Consider the following 20,157-nt stretch of genomic DNA (forward strand, 5'->3'; position numbering starts at 1 on the left):
GCGTCGATGACGCCCTCAACGCGACCCGCGCGGCCGTCGAAGAAGGCATCGTTCCCGGCGGCGGCGTCGCCCTGCTGCGCGCTTCGCTGGCCATCACCGTCACTGGCGCCAACTCCGACCAGACCGCCGGCATCGCCATCGTGCGCCGCGCGCTGCAGGCTCCGGCTCGCCAGATCGCGGCCAACGCGGGTGCGGAAGCATCGATCGTTGCCGGCAAGATCCTCGAGAACAAGGGCCCGACCTTCGGCTACAACGCCCAGACCGGCGAATATGGCGACATGATCGCCATGGGTATCGTCGATCCGGTCAAGGTCGTGCGCACGGCTCTGCAGGACGCGGCCTCGGTCGCCGGCCTGCTGGTCACCACCGAAGCCATGATCGCGGAGGCTCCGAAGAAGGAGTCGGTTGGCGGCGGCATGCCGGCTGGTATGCCCGGCGGTGGCATGGGCGGCATGGGCGGTATGGATTTCTAATCCAGCCCCCTATCAACCTACAGCGGAAAGGGCGGCAGCAATGCCGCCCTTTTTTGTGTGCCGAGCATGATCGACAGCTTTAGACGTGCAAGTCCTCTACCCAGCCTGATGGCGGCGAAGCGCAACGGCGTCATCGTGAGACGGGGTCTGGCCGTGTCCTTTCGTTCAGCCGCTGGTCGAAACTCGTGCTGCCTTCCGCCGTGCCGTCGATCTTTACAGGGCTGCGAGAAGGCCTTGCCAACGGCTGGCAGACCCTGGTTGCGGTAGAACTCATCGCATCGTTCGAAAGGCTCCGATACCTGATCGCCTATGGTCGTCAGCTCTTTCAATTGGAACTCGTTCTTTCGGCCATGATCGTGGTCGGCCTGACCGGATTGGGATCCACGGCCTGCTCACGTTTGCCTAAAACCATCTGCAACGCTGGCGTCCGGAGACCCAGATGAGCCTGATCACGATTACAGGTCTGGATAGGCTGTCGCACGGCGCTTCCATCGCACCGCCGCCCTTCCGCTTCATCGGCCGACATCTGCGGCCGCTTGAGCCGATGGCGCTGCTCGCGATTTGGGAGTTGCTCGCCCATGCCGGCGCTGCTGACCCACGTTTTCTACCGCCGCTGGAAGAGGTGGCGGCCGCGGCATGGCAGAGTTCAGCCGAGGTGGCCTTGGCTCCAATCTTCTGGCGAGCCTGGAACGTGACCTGATCGGTTTCGTGTGTGGCAGTGTGGCGGAAACGCGTTTGGTCTGGTGATCGGATTTTCCCGCCTCATCGAACGCCTGAGAGGCTCGTGGTCGCGGTTGTATTACCGCTATTACGTGACCTGATCACGTTGACGATGCCAGCACCTTCATTGGCCACTTTCTGGACCATGTACGTCACATCAGGCTCCCCCGCCCGATCGACACGAGCCGGCTCTGTAACCAAGCCGCCGTCATATAGCGGTTCCACAACGGCACTGGCGGCAGTCGTCTTCTCAGCGGCTACGGGTGGACGTTTCAGCATGACGCCAACGAATCCGATGGTGGCAAGGACAGGCAGACCAAGCACCGCGTAGAAGCTGTACTCCGCTGGAGTTCGCCTCGGAAGTGGAGCGACAAGGGCCCGATTTGTCTTGCCATGCCGACATTGTCAGCACGCTTTTCGAAGCCTCTGAATTCCTTAGTGTCCATCCCAGCTCGACCTCCGACCATCCCCATTTCCGGCTGCCCGCGGCACGGCAGCCCTCGGCCTCTAGCTGCGCTCGAGCGGATCAGCGTGCCGTCTGCCTTCTCTGGCCGATCAAAATGTCTGCACCCATTTGGCAATGGCCGTTTCGCGCAAAAGTATTCCCCCGTGAGCCGACTTTCCGAATTGGCTTAACTTCCAAATCTGTGGCTTTGCCTGCATTGCGGAGCGCGGAGTTCCGACCACTCGCCCAAGGGTATGCCATGGCGTTTCGTCTCTTTGTTCCGATCCTTGCCGGTGCAACGCTGCGCGAGCGGCTGCTCGCCTGCATCGGGGCCATGATCGGCATCGCATTGACTGGCGTGATCAGTGCGCTGGCGAACGGGTCTGGCCCACATGTCGCACTGCTAGTTGCTCCAATGGGAGCATCGGCCGTGCTGCTCTTTGCCGTGCCTTCAAGCCCGCTGGCGCAACCTTGGTCGATTATCGGTGGCAATACGATTTCGGCGCTGGTCAGGGTGATCGTGGCGCATTTCGTGCGTGAACCCGTTCTTGCTACCGGCATTGCGGTGGCGCTGGCCATCGCCGCCATGTCGTTCACGCGCTGCCTGCATCCGCCGGGTGGCGCCGCCGCCTTAACTGCGGTGTTCGGCGGACCGGCCGTCTTCAGTTCCGGCTTGCTGTTTCCCTTCGTTCCGGTAGCGCTGAACTCGATCGTGCTGGTCGCACTCGGCTACGGCATCCATAAACTGTCGCGGCGCAACTATCCACATGTGGCGGCCCCCGCCCTTAAAAGCGCGCATGGAACCATCGATCCGCCGGCGCGGGAGCGGGTCGGCTTCCAGCCCGAGGATATCGATGCCGCGCTCGGCGCGCTGGAGGAAACCTTCGATATCGACCGCAACGATCTTGAGCGGCTGCTGCGGCAGGTCGAGTTGCAGGCGATGGTGCGCTCCCACCGCACCCTGCTGTGCGAGGACATCATGTCGCGCGATGTGATTTCGGTCGATGAACATGCGCCTGCCGACCAGGCGCGTCATTTGCTGCTCGATCACAACATCCGGACGCTGCCGGTGACCGACGCCGAGGGCGGGCTGGTCGGTGTAGTTGGCCTGCGCGAGCTGACGAAGGCGACCGACGCGGTGAGGGCTGTGATGTCGAAGGCTGGCACCGCCTCTCCCGATACGCGGGCCATGAGCCTGCTGCCGGTGCTCACCGACGGCCGCAGCCATGCCGTGGTCATCGTCGATGCCGAGCGACGCATTATTGGGCTGATCACCCAGACCGACCTGCTGGCAGCGGCAGCGCGCGTGCACATGGCGGACACAACGCTGGCAGCGGCATAGAATAGGGATCCGGACTTGCTCAATCCGGGAACCCGATGGGGCGCCAATAGGATAGCAGTATGGCGGCCGCCCGACGCTCTCCGGCATCTCCTTCGAGGCGAGCAATGCATCGCCGTCTAGGCAAGGCGAATGCTCCGGACTTCCCAGCCTTTCTTGCCTTGCCCGCCTTCGACAAACACCTTCTGTCCCGCCACCAGCACGCTGAGCCCTGAGCGCGTCAGGGCGCTGGCATGAACGAAGACGTCCTTCTCACCGTTGTCAGGAGCAATGAAGCCGAAGCCCTTTTCGGGTTTGTACCACTTGACCGTGCCCCCCCTCTCCAGCTGCGCACCGGTTTCAACGAAGGTCCCTCCAGCGACGCGCGTATGTGACGGAGTTTTCGAGCGGTGATCGCCGATCTCCAGCACCTGCGCGACTTGATGACCTTTTGGACTTTTTTCGACCGTGATCTTGAGAGGCGTCCCCGCGGCAACATCCCGGCTTCCGGCCGCCTCTAACACTCGCACGTGCAGATAGGCCTCCGTGCCGTCCGACAGTTTGACGAAGCCAAAACCCTTGCTGACTGTGAACCACAATACCTCCGCATCGACAGGATCTGCCGTCACGGGCGGCGGGCGCTGAAAATAGCTTGGCTCGGAAGTCCGTTCCGAAAAGGAAACGGGGTCATCGTCATAGCGATGCCGGCGTGGCTCGCGATGGTCTCGATATTTGCCCATGATCATCTCGACTGGCATGGATGGCGCACTGCGCTACCGTCAAGATAATCTCAATCGGGCGACGCGTTTATGTCAAAAAGGCCGTGAAGGCCGCAGCTGTGCCCGGCCTATCGGCCGAACCCTTTGAAACTAGATTCATTTCCCCTGAAACAATAGTGCCGGCGAGTCGATTTACTGACTCGCATAGGTTGTGTTGGAGTGCGAGTGCGATGATGCTGGCGCGGGCGCACTGGAAGGGCTTTATCAGGCATTGCGGAAAGCCTGCTCCGGGTTTCTTCAAAAGGAACCGAACGGCGGGTCGACGACCATTTGCGCCGGCTCCAGGAGCGCAGGCCTGACCGTGCATGATTATCATCTCCAGCGTCACGCCCAGCGTCGACGCCAAGCCATGGAGAACCATGCCGCGCTGTCGCCGAAGAGAACAACGTCGGAATGTCGATCGACGAGCTTTGAATCGGCGCACTCAATGGGCCTCCTTCCCCAAGCACGGATGTCGCGTTGGCACTTTTTGTGCAGCTGCGAAGAGCTAAAATCGCCACGACGGGTGGTGTTGACGCGCCGACAATTATCAGACAAAAACGGAATTCAATCGGTTCAGCCGCTTAGGCGGCGGGGCTCTGCTCAACAACCTCGGGGACCATGGACGAACGCGCAAAAGGGACTAGGAAAGGCGGAGCTGGAGGCAAGGCCAACGACGTCAATGCGGACTTGATCGCCGTTGTGGTCGCCATGGACAGCAGCGCCCCCTGCGTTCTGACCATCCCGCAGGCAAACGCCCTGCCCTCGGGCCCGTTCGAGCTTGCTCACCGTTCGCTGCAGTCGGGCCTCAGGGGATGGGTGGAACAACAGACCGGCCAGCCGCTCGGCTATATCGAACAGCTCTACACCTTCGCCGATCGCGACAGGGTTGGCGCTGACGACCGCGTGGTCTCTATCAGCTATCTGGCGCTCACCCACCAAGACGAAGCTGGCGACCCGGCCGGGCGACACTGGGGAAGCTGGTACGACTATTTCCCGTGGGAGGATCACCGCTCCGGCACACCGGCGGTCGTGTTGGACGAATTGCGGCCGCGCCTGATGGAATGGGCGGATGGCACTGACGACAGTACGACACGCCTCGACCGACGACGGCGGGCGGCGATCGCCTTCGGCTTTGACGACCGCCATTGGAACGAGGAACTCGCGCTTCAACGTTATGAGCTGCTCTACGAAGCCGCCCTGGTGGAGGAAGCAATACGCGCCGGACATTCCGCTGCGCCCACCTCGGTCTCGGGCAGATCGATGATCGCCGATCATCGTCGCATCCTGGCGACCGGCATTGCGCGGCTGCGCTCCAAGATCAAATACCGGCCGGTCGTATTCGAACTGATGCCGCCGGTCTTCACGCTTTTGCAGCTGCAGCGCACCGTGGAGGCGCTTGCCGGCAGGCTCGTACGAAAGCCGAACTTTCGCCGGCTAATCGAGCAGCAGGAGCTGGTCGAGGAAACCGGTGAGACAACCGCGGAAACCGGCGGCCGGCCGGCGCAACTTTATCGCTTCCGTCACGCCGTTCTCGACGAGAGGGTGATAGCCGGAACAAAATTGCCGCTCTCGCGGGCTTGACCCGCCTTGCGCCAGCAGCCCTGACGATGTCGCGGACGGCTTGGCCCTTGTGAGAACCGGGATTGTCGAGAATGACGATGTCGCCCGGCTTCAGTGTTTTGTTGAGTTCGGTTTCGACATAGACGCGAAAGGCCTGCGTATTGATGGGTCCGTCAATGACCCAAGGCGCCTCCACCCGATCCTGCCGCAGCGCGGTGATGAAGGTCATCGTCTTCCAATGGCCATATGGTGCGTGGGCCATCAGCCGCTTGCCGCGCGCAACGGCGCCATGTTGGTCTTGACCCATGTTTCATCCAGGAAGACCAGCCGCGTAGGGTCAATGCGGGTCTGTGTCGATCGCCGAGATCCGGCGCGGCGCTGCCCTCATGGACAAAGGTCGGAAACGTGACGCACTGGCCGAATGGCTCGCCCGGGACCTGCCGCAGCGCTTCGAGTCGAGAGTCCTGCCGGTGGACGAACTGGTTGCCTTGGCCTGGGGCGACCTGACGGGCCTCGCGAAGCGGCGTGGCCGCGGTCTGTCATCGATGGACGGGCTGATCGCAGCCACCGCGATCTCCTGACCCATCACATGGCGGGGATCTTCATGCGCTGACGGCGAAACACCGAGATATCCCGCACCTACCACGATCAATATGGAAACGCCTCGGTGGCAGCCACGAGGTCGATGTCATTGAAGATGAGATGAAATAGGCGGATCAACTCTGCTTTTCGCATCCTTGACGCGCGCTTCATGACAGGCCTCGGCCAAGGGCGTCGAGTTTAGCTTCCGGTTGGATGCTTGCCCTCACCTGGGGCTATGCTTACGGCCATCCCGATCGAGAAAAGCATCGAACGCGGCAGCGACAGCACGAATCACAAAGCGATGCTCCCGCCGTACGCGGACAAAACCGTTTTCGAAGTCCACTATCCCGTCCTCGGCCAGCATCGCCAAGCGTTCAGCTGAATCGAGAAGACGGATCGGATCAGATCCGTGGGCGGCACAGATTGCCTGCACATCGGCCTCGAGATCGCACATTAGTTGCTCGATAATTGCGGCTCGCACGCGGTCGTCGTCGGTGAGGCGATAGCCCTTTGACGTCGCCAGACGGCCAGCTGCGATATGCTGGATGTAGGAATCCCGTGTAACTTCGTTTTGAACGTACCCTTGGCCGATGCGGCCGATAGCCGACGCTCCGAAACCGATCAGGGTTCTGCAGGTGTCGGCCGAGTAGCCCAACGAGTTACGCCGCAGGCGACCGGTTTTCTGTGCCAGCGCGAGCTCGTCGTCCGGCAAGGCGAAATGGTCGAGCCCGATCTCTCGGTAGCCGGCGGCAATCAGCGTCACGGCCACAGCCGCATGCTGTTCAGCGCGGGCAGCGCTGTCCGGCAGAAATTCCTCCTCGATGAGGCGCTGATTCTTTATCTGGGATGGAATGTGCGAGTACCCGAACACCGCAAGCCGGTCGGGGCGCATGGCGACCACCGCCCTCGCTGTCTCGACGCAGGATTGCACCGTTTGATGCGGGAGACCAAAGATGAGATCGAAGTTGATGCGGCTCACGCCGTGCCGACGCAGCATTTCCACGGCAGCCGACGTCTGGGCCTCGCTCTGGATCCGGTTGATCGCTTTTTGAACGATTGGATCGAAGCTCTGCACGCCGAGGCTCGCGCGGTTCACGCCGGCCGCTCCTAAGGCCTCGGCCATCTCGACCGTGAACGTGCGTGGATCGATCTCGATGGCGACCGCAGCTGTTTTCGACAGAGCGAAGCGGCGTCGCAGGAACTCTATCAGAGCGAGGAACTCGGGTGGTCCTATGAGAGACGGAGTTCCGCCGCCGAAATGTATGTCGCTCACGGGCAACGTCTGCGGCACTCGCTCCGCAACCAGACGGATCTCTTCACGCACGGTCGCCAGATAGTTGAGGATCGGCGCATCATGGCGGGTGATGGTGGTGGGAAAGCCGCAATACCAGCACGCTGATCGGCAGAACGGAACGTGCAGATAGAGTGACACCGGACCGTCAGCCGGCAGGTTCTTGAGCCATTCCTCATAAGCCTCGGCGCCGACCGCCCCAGAGAACTCCGACACAGTCGGATAGATAGTGTACCAAGGCAGCCGGGCCTCTCGATATTTCGTGGTCTGCAACAGTTACCGTCCCATGCTGATAACCACCAACCTTACCGCTGCGCTCGCCTGTGTCTTTGCGCTATGTCAGTCCGTTCCGCTTTGGGCTCGAAACTTGTATTTCGCAGCAATAGCGGCCGTTCAATCTTGGCTGGACGGTCAGCGACTGGCCATGGCTGTTCCCGCCGCGACCCTCACGCGTGACCGTTTGGTTCCACCATCCCTTCCCTTCAGCCAGCGCCTGGTCGCGTAGATTCTGCTGAGCGGCTGCCGCATCCAACGAGATAACACCGCGTTGGGACCAGACTTTGCTCGCCAGCTAGCGCAGCCCCATGGTGATCTCTGGCATCTCGATGAGCTCGTTTTGTGAATTGCTGGCAAGAAGCATTAGCTGTGGCGCGCCGTCTATCAGGACGAGAGCCTGCTCGACGCGACCGTCAGGTCCGCCGCAATGCCAAGGCTGGCGCGCCTACTGACTCCCTGGTGAAGGCAAGGCTGCCTGGTGAAGGCAAGGCTGCGCGTTCAGCGCGTGATTACCGACCATCGCGCTCGCCAAAATGACGGCGTCGTACCGAGCGGCGCCCGCCGCATGATGTCTCAACGTCGGGACTCACAGCAAACAAAGCTGTCGCCATTGAACGAAACTGTCGCGAAGCGAACAGACGAACCGTAGCCGAAACGTTTGCCGTTCGTGCTTGGATTGATCCGCAAGGCAGAAAGGAAGGAAGAGCCAAGCAAGGTCCGCCGGCACACTTGAGCTTCAAGCCGCAGCTGCGTCGTCAGGATGGCACGTCATTTGCAATAGAAGCCTTTGTGACGGCCCGCCCACAACTAGCGGAGATGACCGGTGATGGTTTGTACAGAAATGTTGAATGGCGTCGTTTCGGCAATAATTATATTTGTAATAACAATTGCATATCTGTAACAATAATACCCAATAGTATTCTCAATTTCTCATGAACATCTGGCATGACGAGAGCATCAAAACTGCTCAAAAATTCACTCAATGCGCATCGTTATCGAATGGTTCCTTAGCAAAAATTCATTCACTGACGTCCATCCCTTTTACTGTTTGAACGGAGATCAACAATGAACATTAGGAGCCTCCTCCTCGGCTCAACTGCGGCACTGATTGCCGTTTCCGACGCTCGCGCCGTGACCGCCGTTGCCGAGCCTGACCCGACTGAGTACGTTAAAATCTGCGACGTTTACGGCTCGGGCTACGTCTACATTTCAGGCACTGAGACCTGCCTGCGCATCGGCGGCTATGTCCGTTACGACATCGGCTTGCGCCATGTCGGATTGTTTGACCACGCAAGAACCTCCGATGTGAGGACTGGTGAGCATCAGGACACATGGCAAAACAACACGCGCTTCACATTGAAAACTTGGACCGGCCAGGAGACCGAACTCGGCACGTTGAAGACCTACACCGAAACCCGCATGAACTTCGGTAACCGCCACACTTCGGTTTCGGACAGTTCTCGGTCCTATGCCTTCAACGGAGACAGCACCTTGACTTTCGCCTGGATTCAGCTTGGTGGCCTCCGACTTGGTAAGGACTGGTCGGCCTTCGACATGTTTATTGGCGGCGCGGTTGACGTACTCAACCAGACGCCGGTTCCGTACGGCGCTTTCGATACCAATGTGGTTCAGTACTACTTCGACGCGGGGGCCGGCTTTTCGGCCGTGGTTTCGCTCGAAGAAGGCTCGGGCGTGGTCGGCACAATCGACAGCTACTCTCCGCACGTAGTCGGCGGCTTGAAATACACACATGGCTGGGGCGCGATCACCGGCGTTGCCGCTTATGATAGCAACTACGAATCGGTGGCCGCCAAGGTCCGTGTCGACATCAATGTCACCAACGAACTGTTGCTGTTCGGAATGCTCGGCTACGGTTCCAACGGCAAGCTCAACGACGACTCCACGAACGCCATCGACGCTCATGGTCGCGGCTTCTATAAGAGTTGGGGTGGGAACTGGGCTTTCTGGGCTGGCGCCACTTACAAGCTCAACGAGACAACTTCGTTCAACCTTCAGCTCTCCGGTGATCAGCTCAAGAACCATGGTGTCGCTGCAAACGTCGCCTATGCGTTTCTTCCAGATTTCACAGTTACGGCGGAACTCGACTATAGCCGCTACGGCAACTTCGCCGTCGGCAAGGTGGACGCTTCCAACGTGAACTGGACCAACGCCAACAAGAAGAGCGGTGTCGCCGGAATCCTGCGTTTCGAACGCTCATTCTAACGGGATGAAAGGGTTGAGCTCGAGATCCGGTTGAGCGGACCAATCCCGCAACACTCCAAGAGAACGTCGTATGGAAGCTATACGAGATTGGAGCCTCGATCTCGGGGCCGGACGATGTTTCATATCAGATCTGGTCCGGATGATCGCGCAGGCGATATTCATCGCTCGATTATGCGTTTTGATCTGCAACTCTTTCATTTCCTCATTCCTTCCGCCCGCTTGACGGACCCTGCCATCCAGCACTACCCGGCCAGGTTTTCCGAACTGGGGTGCGGCCCGACGCACTTGAAAATCGCAAATGGATCGCCTCCGTTCAGCCATCCCCGCGGAAATTCGGGCGCGAGAGAACAAGCTCCAGAGCATAAGCGAGGCTGATCGAGGAACAGACGATTCTCAGGCGATGCTCCATCCGATCTTGCGCCTGGCCGAGACGATCGCCCGACGATCACCGCCGCGGCCCGAATGCGCTTGGCAAGATACCGCTCGCCCGTTCAACCTGAAGCATTCACCCAGGGGAGTCCCGGCAAGGGGCTGAGATACTGCTGGCTTTCGCGGCGCAGTGACCCGTTGAACCTGATCCAGTTCATACTGGCGTAGGGACGGTGCAAGCGCTTTGCGGGAGTTCACGCCCGAGGTCCTGTTTCGAGCAGGTCGACCAAAGCGTCTTTTCATTCTTCCGGCACAGAACTGGGTCTCCAATGCACGAGCAAAGGAGCCTCATGATGAATGCCCCCACCCCCGCCGTCCCGACGGGACCGCTGCCCGCCTCACGCAAGATCCACAAGCATGGCAGCATTCACCCTCAGATCAGGGTGCCGATGCGCGAAATTGCAGTCCATCCAACGGCCGGCGAACCGCCAGTCACCGTCTACGATCCGTCCGGCCCCTACACCGATCCGGCCATCAAAACCAGGATCGAAAAAGGCCTTGCCCGGCTTCGCCACGAATGGATTACCGCGCGTGGCGATGTCGAAGCCTGTGACGGCCGCCATGTCCGGCCGGAAGACAACGGATTTGTGACTGGCGAGCGCCCATGCCGCCGACCTGGCCAAGGGTCACGCGGCGGCGAACATCCGCGGCGACGCGCTGTCGCGGGCCGGATTCGAGTTCCGCTGGGAGGCCTAGTTCAACCTGTCGCTCGATCCGGAAACCGCGCGGTCCTTCCACGACCAGACCTTGCCCAAGGAAGCGCACAAGCTGGCACATTTCTGCTCGATATGCGGGCCGAAATTCTGCTCGATGCGCATCTCTCACGACATTCGCGCCGAAGCGCAGAAGGAGGGCATGGCGGCGATGGCGGCGAAATACCGCGAGGGCGGCGATCTCTATATGCCGGTCGAAACGCCCGAGGTGGAAAAACAGGCCTCAGCGCAGGAAGATCAGAGGGCGCGCTGAGCCATGCGCCGCATTCTTGTCAAAGGCGCGGGTGTGGCAGGCCTCACCGTTGCCCATGAATTGGCCGCGCCGGGTGCATCCGTCACGGTTGCTGAAATTCGCAGCCAGATCGGCGGCAATGCCTCCTGGCTCGCCGGCGGCATGCTCGCCGCTTGGTGCGAACGCGAAGGCGCCGAGGAGGCGGTCGTCACTTTCGGCAACGTTGCAGCCGACTGGTGGGAAAGGGCGCTGCCCGCGCTGGTGACGAGGGCCGGCACTCTCGTCGTCGCCCATCAGCGCGATGCCTTCGAGCTTGCCCGTTTTGCAGCTCGTTCGCGCAACTATGAGTGCGTCGACGAAAAGGTTGTTGCCGCCCTCGAGCCCGATCTTGCCGGCCGCTTTCATCAGAGCCTGTTTTTTTGTAGCGAAGCTCATCTCGATCCCCGTCGGGCTCTCGAAGCCCTCGCCGGCAACTGCGTGCGATGGGCGTCGTTTTCCTTTTCGAGACGGGCGAGGTTGGCTTTTCCGGCTTTGATCAGGTGATCGACTGCACGGGCATCGCGCGGGCCGACGACGATTTACGCGGCATGCGCGGTGAAATGCTGATCCTCCATACGCGTGATGTCTCGCTCGGGGCGATTGCCGAGAAGCCGATCTCGCGGGCGTCGCGGCGTAGTGAGCGCGGGCGCGGCCGTGATGATCGTGGCGGGAGGGAGAGGTAAGGAGCGTCTTTTCTTTGAGAATTCGCGTTTACAGGTACCCACGATGCACAACGGGCGAGTTTTTCAAAGAGGCGCGTCCTCCTTCGAAGCGCTTCGGAGGGCCAGGCTGTAGGCTCGCCCCGAGCCCCTGCGTAGCCTGCTGGGGAGCTGGTCTCGGCCCATCCGGGTGACGATCCTTCGCGCAGACGAGCTATGGAAACGATCAAAACTGTGATTTCACTTGCCGATTATCGCATAAAAAGCTTGTTATTGCACGACTTAAAAAACTTGCAACTCCACAGCATCATTGACTTGTCTCCTATCAGCAATATATACTTGTAATCGCACAGCTCTAAAAAGTTGCAAAGGTACGGCCATGGCCAAGCCCCATGAAAAACTCGCTGTATCATTGGCCGTCCTCAAAGAGCTGCAGAAGGGTGGGCGGCGCATATTCAAATCAGATGAGCTGACCCGCGTCCACCGGGAGCGGCTGCTGCAGAACGGGTTCCTGCGCGATGTTATGAAAGGCTGGCTCATGTCGACCAGCCCGCAGGCACAGCAGCAAGACACCACCCCCTGGTACGCGAGCTTCTGGGAGTTCTGCTCCCTTTACTGCAATGACCGGTTCGGCAAGGACTGGTTCGTGTCACCGGAGCACTCGCTGCTTCTGCACGCGGAAGCGCCCACTATTCCGCCTCAGGTGGTGGTGAACACCCCCAAAGGCACGAATAACAAAATCGACCTGCTGTTCGGCACTTCGCTCTATGACCTCAAGGTCAAGGAGATGCCGGCCGAACTGACAGAGAAAAACGGCCAGCGCGTGTTCACTGTCGAGGCCGCCCTTACCCGGGTGCCGCAAGCGTTCTTCCAGCGCGCGCCTATCGAGATGCAGATCGCTATGGCGTCGGTGCGCGACGTATCAACCGTTCTGGTCCTGCTGCTTGATGGCGGCCATTCCGCCGTGGCGGGACGGCTTGCGGGGGCCTTCCGTCGCGTAGGACGCGACTCCTTTGCCGATGAAATCGTGGCCGCCTTCAAAGCCGCCGGCTATGACGTGCGCGAATCCGATCCGTTCGCGGGACAAATTGGAGTGACAACCATTGCGGCGGGCGTACCGCCGTTGGTCGCCCGCCTGCGCGCGATCTGGCAATCGCAGCGCGAAGCCATCATCGAGATATTCCCGAAGGCACCCGGACTGCCGTCCGACAAAGACGCCTATATGAAGTTCGTCGAGGATATCTACGAAAGCGACGCCTACCATTCGCTGTCGATAGAAGGGTACAGCGTCACCCCGGAACTCATCGACCGGGTGCGCGAGGGGAGCTGGAATCCGGAGATTGATGAAGAGGACCGCAAGAACCGGGATGCGCTTGCCGCGCGTGGCTACTACCTCGCATTCCAGAAGGTCAAAGACTCTGTTGCCGCGATCATCAACGGCAAGCCAGCCGGCGCGTTGACCGGGACACTCACCGGGAGTGGTACCGGGAGCTGTTCGCGCCGTCAGTGACCGCCGGCATCCTCAAAGCCAGCGCGCTGGCGGGATATCGCAACCACCTTGTGTACCTGCGCGGCTCGCAGCACGTGCCGCCGCGTACCGAAGCGGTGGCCGATGGTATGCATGAGCTGTTCGACCTGCTGGAGGCGGAGAAGGAGGCCTCCGTGCGTGCCGTGCTGGGGCATTGGCTTGTGGGCTATGTGCACCCCTATCCGGACGGCAACGGACGAATGGCGCGGTTCCTCATGAACGCGATGCTGGCTTCAGGCGGTTACCCCTGGACAGTCGTCAGAGTCGATGACCGGAAGGCCTACCTCGCAGGGCTGGAGGAGGCGAGCGTCAATATGAATGTGAAAACGTTCGCCGCCTTTCTCGCCGAACGGGTGAAGTGGTCTATGGAGAAGGCGGCGTGAGGTCGGTGGTGTGCCATGTTTAACTTGCTTGTCTCGGGCCACGGCGAGTGGTGGGAAACGCCGCCGTTCACGTCAACCATTGACCGTTTCAAGGAATAGAGCGGCGCCGAGGCCGAGGCTATCGGCCTCGCGCGCCCTGAAACATTGCGCCGGCTGGAGGAAATCCCGGCGCTGTTGATGTACGAAGTTGGGGAGGGAGGCCCGCTCGCGCGCGTGGTCCGGCACGGCCGCATACGCAATATCGTTCGGCGCGGACACGAACTGGCCTTCACCTTCGAGCCCGATCCGGAACATGCCTTTCTCGACCGGTCAGCGGTGTTGAGAATTGCGGACCGGCTGCGCATTCAACAGTTCGAACAGCACCGTACGCACTGGGCGATCAAGGATGGTGACATTCCGGCCGAGCTGATTGCCACCGGCACCGCTGAACGGGCGCAGCGCACCGTTGCCGTGGTTGCGGCAGAATATGTTAGAAGCGCGCCGCGAGGGACGAAGGAGAGAAGCTGCCGAACTGGCCGAAGAACTGGAGGATTTTCCTCCCTCGCTGGAGAAAGCACTGTCGCTCGTGCCGGCGCGTATCCTTCAGCAGCCGACACCCGAATTATACCCGATCCTTGGGATAGAGCCCCGCACGCCCCAAGGCCGCAACGCCGTCGTGGCCGTCGTCGCAAGGGATCACAATGGGCAGGACTTGCCTGCCGACTGGTCTTATTCGCTGGCGTGGTTCCTGGACCTTTACGGCAGCGCGACGGAAGCGGGGCGCCTTGACGGCGCGCTGGCCGAATGCGCAACGCATATGATCGCGCTCGGCACTGGCGAGGGAGAAGCGGCCGCCCCGGTTGAAGATATCGGCTACCCACTCTGGCGCTGTTCGCGAAGCCCGAAACTTATCGGCGATCTGCGCCGGGAAATTGCGGTCCTGACTGATCGCCTCGTGCGCCGCCAGGAGGGTGGGGGCTGCTGGAATGAAACTAGAGAAGGGGTTCCCCGGCCCGGCCTGCGCGCCACGGCCCTTGCGACAGTCGCCCTTCAGCGGCTTGGCGATGACCGCTACCACGACGCAATTCGGAAAGCCGTGTCATGGCTGATCACACAAGTTATTCCTGACACAGGCGCGCTTCCGCGCGACGCGGGCGAAGAGGATCCCGAGGTCATCGCCACGACACTCGCGATGGAGGCTATTCGCCGGTCTGATTTTGTCGATGACGTGCCCACGTGCTGGCGGCTGGAGATGCCTGGCTGGTCTCCGGTCAGACCGTGCTGGGAGGCTGGCAGGCAGAGCCGTGGGCAGAGGATTTTGTCGCGGCCTTGGTGCTTGAATATCTCGCGCGCCAAAACGAGATGCTGCGGCAGGTCGATGGCTTTCTCCTGATGGCGCGCGACTTCTTCCGCAAGGCAGAAGAGCTGCAGCTGGAAGGCGGCGCCGATAATCGGCGGCTTGCTGCCATAGCGACCGTGCATGCTGTGGAAATGTTCCTTTATGGGCTGTTTGAGCGGCGGGAAGATTTGGCGCTGTCAGCCTTCCGCGAAAACGGCACTGAGACGCTCGGCCCCCGGACAGCGCCTGGGTTCAGAGGACAAAATTGATCAGTGGTTCGATGCCAAAACCAAGGCCCTGAATGACTGGCAAAGGGATGAGCTAAAAAAGAAATGGGGCACGATGTAAAACGTGCTCAGCTCGCGATCCCGCATGGATCGTGTCGTCAGCGACATCGTCTTCGATTTCAGCGTGAAGCCCCGCCTGTCAAGCGAACGCGGCAACGCAATCCTCGTGGCCTCCAGCATCTACGAAGCCTGCAAGTACTTCGAGCTTTTTCAAAAGACCCGTTCCGCAACAAGTGCGCCCTGATCAAATCGTACAATCCGAATGCGCAGGACATCACAAAGGAAGGACGGGCGCCAACACCGATACCGACCGGCAGGTCATTTACAACACCTACACCGAGTTGCTGAAGCGCGTTGAGGCCAAGGGCGGTTTGTCCAAAACCGAGGTGTACGAGGAGGCGGCCAAGGCTCTTTTCACCAAGGAGCCGGCGAACTTGAAGCTGCTGGTGGTCGTCGACAAGCTGCTCACAGCTTTCGATGCGCTGCACCTATGTCTACATAGACACGTCTATGCAGGACCACGGCCTGTTCCAAGCGATTTGCCGGACCAATCGGCTTGACGGCGAGGACAAGGATTTGGGTTATATCGTCGCCTACAAGGGCCTGTTCAAGAAGGTTGAGAATGCGATCGCGGTCTATACGTCGGAACTTGATCATTCCGACGACGGGCCGGCTCCGGATGTGCTGCTCAAGGAAAGTCTGAAAAAAGGAAAAGAATGTCTCGATCAAGCCCTGGAACGCATTGTCCTGCTTTGCGAGCGAGTGGAGCCGCCGAAAGGAGAACTAGAATACATCCACTTCTTCTGCGGCAACACCGAAATCGCGTCAGACCTTAAATCGCGCGAACCTCAGCGCGCGGCCCTGTACAAGGCAACCGCAGGGCTGCTGCGGGCGTATGCTAATATCGCGGATGAAATGGATGCCGCAGGCTACAACAACTCCCACGTTGCCCGCATCAAGAAACAGGTCGAGCATTACCTGAATGCGCGGGACACTGTGCGTCTGGCCAGCAACGAAAGCCTCGATCTGAAGGCCTACGAGGCTGATATGCGGCACTTGATCGACACATATTTCAAAGCCGATGAGCCCCGCAAAATCTCACCATTCGACGGCATGAGCCTCCTTGAGCTCAGCTCGTTTGGGAGGACGTGCTGGACGATAGGGTCACCATTCCCCGCAAAATCAAGCAGTCCAGCGAGCGTAAAATCCAGGATCAAGCTGACCGCACATGGAATCTTCTCACTACGCTTTACTACAAGGGGACAGGCCGTATCCCTTGGCGCCGGAAGAAGATCGGATTGAAAGGGAACCTTCTTTGTCATCTTTGCATCACGGTCAGTCTGCTCGAGATTGACCGCTGCAAACCGGGAGCACGAGCGGGCTGGGCAAACGTTGCAACAGATCCTTCAAGGAAATTCATTGACTCTTAGCAACTCCGGTTCGCTGTGAATGGTAGGCTTATTGCAACGTCTGAGGTCAGTGGGGTCCAAACCGTGGCGCCGCTTATTCTCCGACCCGCCGAACTGCGTGCAATTTCGGCTAAAGGCAATGGCAAGAAGAGCGCCCATCTTGTTTGTTCGACACAGCCATATCGGCTCAAAACAGTATCTTCACGGCCACCGACATTGTCCGGTCGGTGGACAATCAACCATATAATTTGGTTCGAAAGCCGCAACATCTGTGGAGAACGCGAAATGACAAATTCAGTAGGACGAGTGCCTAGGCTTTCCAAGTGGCTTGGTCCTGACCAATGCTGACACTGGTCAGTCGCCTACGGACGGCAGCGCAGTTAGATCGCCTTCGAATCCTAGGTCTTTGCGCGCACGCGGACCTAACTGTCTGCCAGCTAGCGGAGATTCTGGGTCTGCGTCGTGAGCACGTTGTACGACACGTCCGGCTACTGGCCAGAGCCGACTTTCTTTACTGCAACGAACAACGCCCGTGGTGCTCGTACCATCTCAAAGCAGCAGGTAAGGACGGCGGGCTGGTTCAGTTTGTTGGTTGATCTCCTGCCCCACGGCGATGGCTATCACAAACGAGACCTTCAACGGCTCGAAGCGACACAAGACGCGCCGTCGAAGGGGATCGCATGCTTGACCGTGAAATAGATCCAATTGGAGCGCGAAACCACCATGGACAACTCCGCCGACGGCGCCATCGCGCCGCCCGACACTTGCGGACGGTCTCGCTTGGCGGCCTCTGGCCCACGCGCTTCTGGACCGAGGTTATGACCTGGTCACCGGGGGCACTGACAATCACATGCTGATCCTTGATCTTCCCGATCGACCACTATCCGGCAAGGCTTATGCCGAGCGGTTAGCGAAGGCAGGCATCATTACGAACTTTAATATGGTGCCGGGGGACTCGCGCCATCCTGAGGTCACAAGCGGAATTCGCCTGGGGGCGCCAGCAGTGACGTCAATGGGCTTGCGCGATGTGGAAACCGTGCAAATTGCTGGCTTCATGGACTCCGTCCTCCGGCGAGCCAGAAGACGAAGATCTCCATGCCTGCTTGCGAAGAGACGTTGCCGACCTGTGCGCTGCGTTCGAGGTCCCGGGCCTCACCGACAGGTAAGGTGGGCTAAGCAAAATGCCCCATACAACTCCAACACCCGAAGCGAGGCATTTCATGGCTAGGCAGTTCGTGTTCTCTTCCGAATCGGTTGGCGCGGGACACCCGGATAAGTTGGCCGACAACATCTCGGATGCCATCCTCGATGCCATCCTCCGCACCGATCCCAAGGCGCGCGTCGCCTGTGAAGCGTTGGTAAAATCAGGGATGGTCGTTCTGGCTGGCGAGATTACCAGCGATGCGCAGGTGGATTATAGCCAAGTTGCGCGCGATACGATTCTCGATATTGGATACGACGACGAGGCCGTCGGCTTTGACGGCCGGCGTTGCTCCGTCGTTCATGCACTCACCGAGCAGTCGCCCGACATCAGCCAGGGCGTTGACGAGGGACGAGGGCAGGACCTCCAACAGGGAGCGGGAGATCAGGGCCTCATGTTCGGCTACGCATGCCGCGAAACCGATACTCTGATGCCTTTGCCGATCCAGCTCGCTCATCGCTTGACGAAACGACAGGCAGATGTCCGGAAAGCACGACAGCTTGGCTGGTTGCGTCCTGACATGAAATCCCAAGTCTCAGTGCGCTATGAGGGGTTGCGCCCTGTCGCCCTGGATACCATCGTCGTATCGACCCAACATGACGAGCAGGTCTCGCAAGAGACGGTCCGCGAGGGCGTCATTGAGGAAATCATAAAGCCTGTCCTGCCGACCCACCTGGAGACGGAAGGCATCAGAATTCTGGTCAACCCGACGGGGAGGTTCGTAGTCGGCGGGCCGCGCGGCGACTGCGGTCTCACTGGACGCAAGATCATCGTCGATTCTTATGGTGGGATGGGTCGTCACGGCGGCGGCGCCTTTTCGGGCAAGGACCCGTCCAAGGTTGACCGCTCAGCTGCCTATGCGGCCCGGTATGTGGCAAAGAATATCGTCGCAAGCGGACTTGCGGACGTCTGCGAGGTGCAGCTTGCTTACGCAATCGGCGTGGCCAGTCCGGTTTCTGCCATGGTCAACACGTTCGGGACAGCGAGGGTTGAGGAAAGAAGGATCGAGCGCCTCATTTTTGAGTTGTTCGATCTCAGACCGAAAGGCATTATCAAGATGCTTGATCTCCTACGCCCTATATACCGCAAGACCGCGACCTATGGCCATTTCGGCCGTGAAGAGCCTGATTTCACCTCGGAGAAGACAGACAGGGCCGACGAATTGCGTCGCGAGGCAGGACTCGCCGCCCCGTGAGGGCCGACGCCGAATGGATTGGCATCCGGAAAGCCCATTCCAACTCGCCAGACCCGCCGGCCGGCCGGCGTGGCAAGAAGCCGTCGGGATTTTCGCGGAGACATTGATGCCGGACTATGACGTGCTTTGTATAGGAAATGCCATCGTCGACATCATCGCCCAGTGCGACGAGGCGTTCCTGGAGACCAACGGCATCATCAAGGGCGCAATGAATTTGATCGACACGAGGCGCGCCGAACTGCTCTACAGCCGCATGGGCCCGGCCATCGAAGCCTCGGGCGGCAGCGCCGGCAACACGGCGGCGGGCGTCGCCTCCTTCGGCGGCCGCGCCGCTTTCTTCGGCAAGGTCTCCAACGACGCGCTCGGCAAAATCTACGCGCATGACATCCATGCCCAGGGTGTCGCCTTCGACACCAGGCCGCTTAACGGCGAACCGCCGACAGCGCGCTCTATGATCTTCGTCACGCCGGACGGCGAGCGCTCGATGAACACCTATCTCGGCGCCTGCGTCGAGCTCGGCCCGGAGGACGTCGAGGCCGACAAGGCCTCGGGCGTGGCGGTCACCTATTTCGAGGGCTATCTGTGGGACCCGCCGCGCGCCAAGGAGGCGATCAGGCAGACGGCTAAGCTCGCCCACGCCGCCGGGCGCGAAGTGTCGATGACATTGTCGGACTCGTTCTGCGTCGATCGCTACCGCGACGAATTCCTCGATCTGATGCGCTCCGGCACCGTCGACATCGTCTTTGCCAACAGTCACGAGATCAAGTCGCTCTACCAGACCGCGTCTTTCGACGAGGCGCTGGCCCAGATCCGCAAGGATTGCAAGATCGCCGCCGTTACCCGCTCGGAAAAGGGCTCGGTGATCGTGCGCGGCGACGAGACCGTGACCATCAATGCGACCAGGATCCGCGAGCTGGTCGACACCACCGGCGCCGGCGACCTCTACGCCGCCGGCTTCCTCTACGGCTACACGCAAGGCCGCAGCCTCAAGGATTGCGGCGATCTCGGCTCGCTGGCAGCCGGGCTGGTCATCCAGCAAATCGGCCCAAGGCCACGCCAGAATTTGCGCAGAGAGGCGGAGCAGGCGGGATTGCTGTAGGTGGCGAGCCAAGAAC

19 protein-coding genes, 6 pseudogenes and 1 riboswitch are annotated in these 20,157 nt (G+C 60.3%); of the genes and pseudogenes, 21 read left to right on the top strand and 4 right to left on the bottom strand.

The genetic code is table 11. The features are described from left to right. The 4 genes and pseudogenes from NKJ09_RS28245 to NKJ09_RS28260 all read left to right on the top strand — a co-directional run. A partial coding sequence (locus NKJ09_RS28245) for a TCP-1/cpn60 chaperonin family protein (RefSeq protein ID WP_352764172.1) occupies positions 1-473 on the top strand: 473 nt, incomplete at its 5' end. 167 nt (positions 474-640) lie between these two features. Beyond that, positions 641-916 (top strand): annotated as a pseudogene (locus tag NKJ09_RS28250) (ABC transporter permease subunit); the annotation flags it as partial. Beyond that, the gene (locus NKJ09_RS28255; RefSeq protein WP_023721400.1) at positions 913-1,173 is read left to right on the top strand and encodes a hypothetical protein; all 261 of its coding nucleotides are present in this window, start codon (positions 913-915) and stop codon (positions 1,171-1,173) included. The pseudogene NKJ09_RS28250 and the gene NKJ09_RS28255, both read left to right, overlap by 4 nt. Positions 1,174-1,897: 724 nt before the next feature. Then, the gene (locus NKJ09_RS28260; protein WP_352764173.1) at positions 1,898-2,980 is read left to right on the top strand and encodes an HPP family protein; all 1,083 of its coding nucleotides are present in this window, start codon (positions 1,898-1,900) and stop codon (positions 2,978-2,980) included. Between the two features lie 116 nt (positions 2,981-3,096). Here the strand turns inward: NKJ09_RS28260 and NKJ09_RS28265 are convergent, their stop codons facing one another. Then, positions 3,097-3,696, bottom strand: a complete 600-nt coding sequence (locus tag NKJ09_RS28265; RefSeq protein WP_352484135.1) for a cold-shock protein — start codon at positions 3,694-3,696, stop codon at positions 3,097-3,099. Between the two features lie 639 nt (positions 3,697-4,335). Here NKJ09_RS28265 and NKJ09_RS28275 point away from each other — a divergent pair. Then, a complete protein-coding gene (locus tag NKJ09_RS28275) occupies positions 4,336-5,298 on the top strand; it encodes an NUDIX hydrolase (RefSeq protein WP_023721404.1) in 963 nt (320 codons plus the stop codon). 4 nt (positions 5,299-5,302) lie between these two features. On the opposite strand, the pseudogene NKJ09_RS28280 reads toward NKJ09_RS28275, so the two are convergent. Then, positions 5,303-5,622 (bottom strand): annotated as a pseudogene (locus NKJ09_RS28280) (transposase); the annotation flags it as partial. Between the two features lie 5 nt (positions 5,623-5,627). On the opposite strand from NKJ09_RS28280, the pseudogene NKJ09_RS28285 reads away from it, so the two are divergent. After that, positions 5,628-5,855, top strand: a pseudogene (locus NKJ09_RS28285) (PIN domain-containing protein); the annotation flags it as partial. 227 nt (positions 5,856-6,082) lie between these two features. On the opposite strand, the gene hemN reads toward NKJ09_RS28285, so the two are convergent. Then, positions 6,083-7,423 carry an oxygen-independent coproporphyrinogen III oxidase gene (gene hemN, locus NKJ09_RS28290; protein ID WP_352764175.1) on the bottom strand — a complete coding sequence of 447 codons (1,341 nt, stop codon included), beginning with the start codon at positions 7,421-7,423 and terminating at the stop codon, positions 6,083-6,085. Positions 7,424-8,491: 1,068 nt separating this feature from the next. Here hemN and NKJ09_RS28295 point away from each other — a divergent pair. From NKJ09_RS28295 to NKJ09_RS28320, 7 genes and pseudogenes are all read left to right on the top strand, one after another. Further along, on the top strand, positions 8,492-9,649 hold the full coding sequence (locus NKJ09_RS28295; protein ID WP_352764178.1) for a porin: 1,158 nt from the start codon (positions 8,492-8,494) through the stop codon (positions 9,647-9,649). Positions 9,650-10,150: 501 nt separating this feature from the next. Further along, positions 10,151-10,266: riboswitch (TPP riboswitch) on the top strand. A gap of 105 nt (positions 10,267-10,371) precedes the next feature. Next, positions 10,372-10,563: pseudogene (locus NKJ09_RS32560) on the top strand (phosphomethylpyrimidine synthase ThiC); the annotation flags it as partial. Positions 10,564-10,675: 112 nt separating this feature from the next. Then, a pseudogene (locus NKJ09_RS32565) lies at positions 10,676-11,044 on the top strand (phosphomethylpyrimidine synthase ThiC); the annotation flags it as partial. Positions 11,045-11,047: 3 nt separating this feature from the next. Then, the gene (locus NKJ09_RS28305; protein WP_348633247.1) at positions 11,048-11,566 is read left to right on the top strand and encodes an FAD-dependent oxidoreductase; all 519 of its coding nucleotides are present in this window, start codon (positions 11,048-11,050) and stop codon (positions 11,564-11,566) included. Then, positions 11,506-11,745: a hypothetical protein gene (locus NKJ09_RS28310; protein WP_023721411.1), complete on the top strand. Its 240-nt coding sequence runs from the start codon at positions 11,506-11,508 to the stop codon at positions 11,743-11,745. The genes NKJ09_RS28305 and NKJ09_RS28310 overlap by 61 nt, the downstream gene beginning before the upstream one ends. 355 nt (positions 11,746-12,100) lie before the next feature. Further along, entirely contained in the window at positions 12,101-13,231 is a 1,131-nt protein-coding gene (locus NKJ09_RS28315; RefSeq protein ID WP_352764180.1) for a Fic family protein, read from the top strand. Next, entirely contained in the window at positions 13,228-13,632 is a 405-nt protein-coding gene (locus NKJ09_RS28320; RefSeq protein WP_352764183.1) for a Fic family protein, read from the top strand. Before NKJ09_RS28315 ends, NKJ09_RS28320 begins: the two co-directional genes overlap by 4 nt. Before the next feature lie 72 nt (positions 13,633-13,704). On the opposite strand, the gene NKJ09_RS28325 is transcribed toward NKJ09_RS28320, so the two are convergent. Further along, positions 13,705-13,926, bottom strand: a complete 222-nt coding sequence (locus NKJ09_RS28325; protein ID WP_352764186.1) for a hypothetical protein — start codon at positions 13,924-13,926, stop codon at positions 13,705-13,707. 172 nt (positions 13,927-14,098) lie between these two features. Here NKJ09_RS28325 and NKJ09_RS28330 point away from each other — a divergent pair, with 172 nt between their 5' ends. From NKJ09_RS28330 to NKJ09_RS28365, 8 genes and pseudogenes are all read left to right on the top strand, one after another. Continuing rightward, positions 14,099-15,004, top strand: coding sequence for a prenyltransferase/squalene oxidase repeat-containing protein (locus NKJ09_RS28330; protein ID WP_352764187.1), 906 nt, complete (start codon positions 14,099-14,101; stop codon positions 15,002-15,004). Then, positions 14,974-15,219 (top strand): hypothetical protein, encoded by a 246-nt coding sequence (locus NKJ09_RS28335; RefSeq protein WP_352764189.1) that lies wholly within the window; start codon positions 14,974-14,976, stop codon positions 15,217-15,219. Before NKJ09_RS28330 ends, NKJ09_RS28335 begins: the two co-directional genes overlap by 31 nt. Before the next feature lie 103 nt (positions 15,220-15,322). Beyond that, a complete protein-coding gene (locus NKJ09_RS28340) occupies positions 15,323-15,481 on the top strand; it encodes a hypothetical protein (protein WP_023721414.1) in 159 nt (52 codons plus the stop codon). Continuing rightward, positions 15,471-15,797 carry a hypothetical protein gene (locus NKJ09_RS28345; protein WP_352764192.1) on the top strand — a complete coding sequence of 109 codons (327 nt, stop codon included), beginning with the start codon at positions 15,471-15,473 and terminating at the stop codon, positions 15,795-15,797. The genes NKJ09_RS28340 and NKJ09_RS28345 overlap by 11 nt, the downstream gene beginning before the upstream one ends. After that, positions 15,748-16,539, top strand: coding sequence for a type I restriction enzyme subunit R domain-containing protein (locus NKJ09_RS28350; protein ID WP_023721416.1), 792 nt, complete (start codon positions 15,748-15,750; stop codon positions 16,537-16,539). The genes NKJ09_RS28345 and NKJ09_RS28350 overlap by 50 nt, the downstream gene beginning before the upstream one ends. An 891-nt stretch (positions 16,540-17,430) precedes the next feature. Further along, positions 17,431-17,812: pseudogene (glyA, locus tag NKJ09_RS28355) on the top strand (serine hydroxymethyltransferase); the annotation flags it as partial. A gap of 54 nt (positions 17,813-17,866) precedes the next feature. Continuing rightward, complete coding sequence (metK, locus tag NKJ09_RS28360) at positions 17,867-19,042, top strand: methionine adenosyltransferase (RefSeq protein WP_352764194.1); 1,176 nt, start codon at positions 17,867-17,869, stop codon at positions 19,040-19,042. A 106-nt stretch (positions 19,043-19,148) separates the two neighbouring features. Then, positions 19,149-20,141 (top strand): adenosine kinase, encoded by a 993-nt coding sequence (locus tag NKJ09_RS28365; RefSeq protein WP_352764196.1) that lies wholly within the window; start codon positions 19,149-19,151, stop codon positions 20,139-20,141. Positions 20,142-20,157 lie beyond the last annotated feature (16 nt).

The organism is Mesorhizobium sp. M0189 (assembly GCF_040322135.1).
GTDB lineage: Bacteria > Pseudomonadota > Alphaproteobacteria > Rhizobiales > Rhizobiaceae > Mesorhizobium.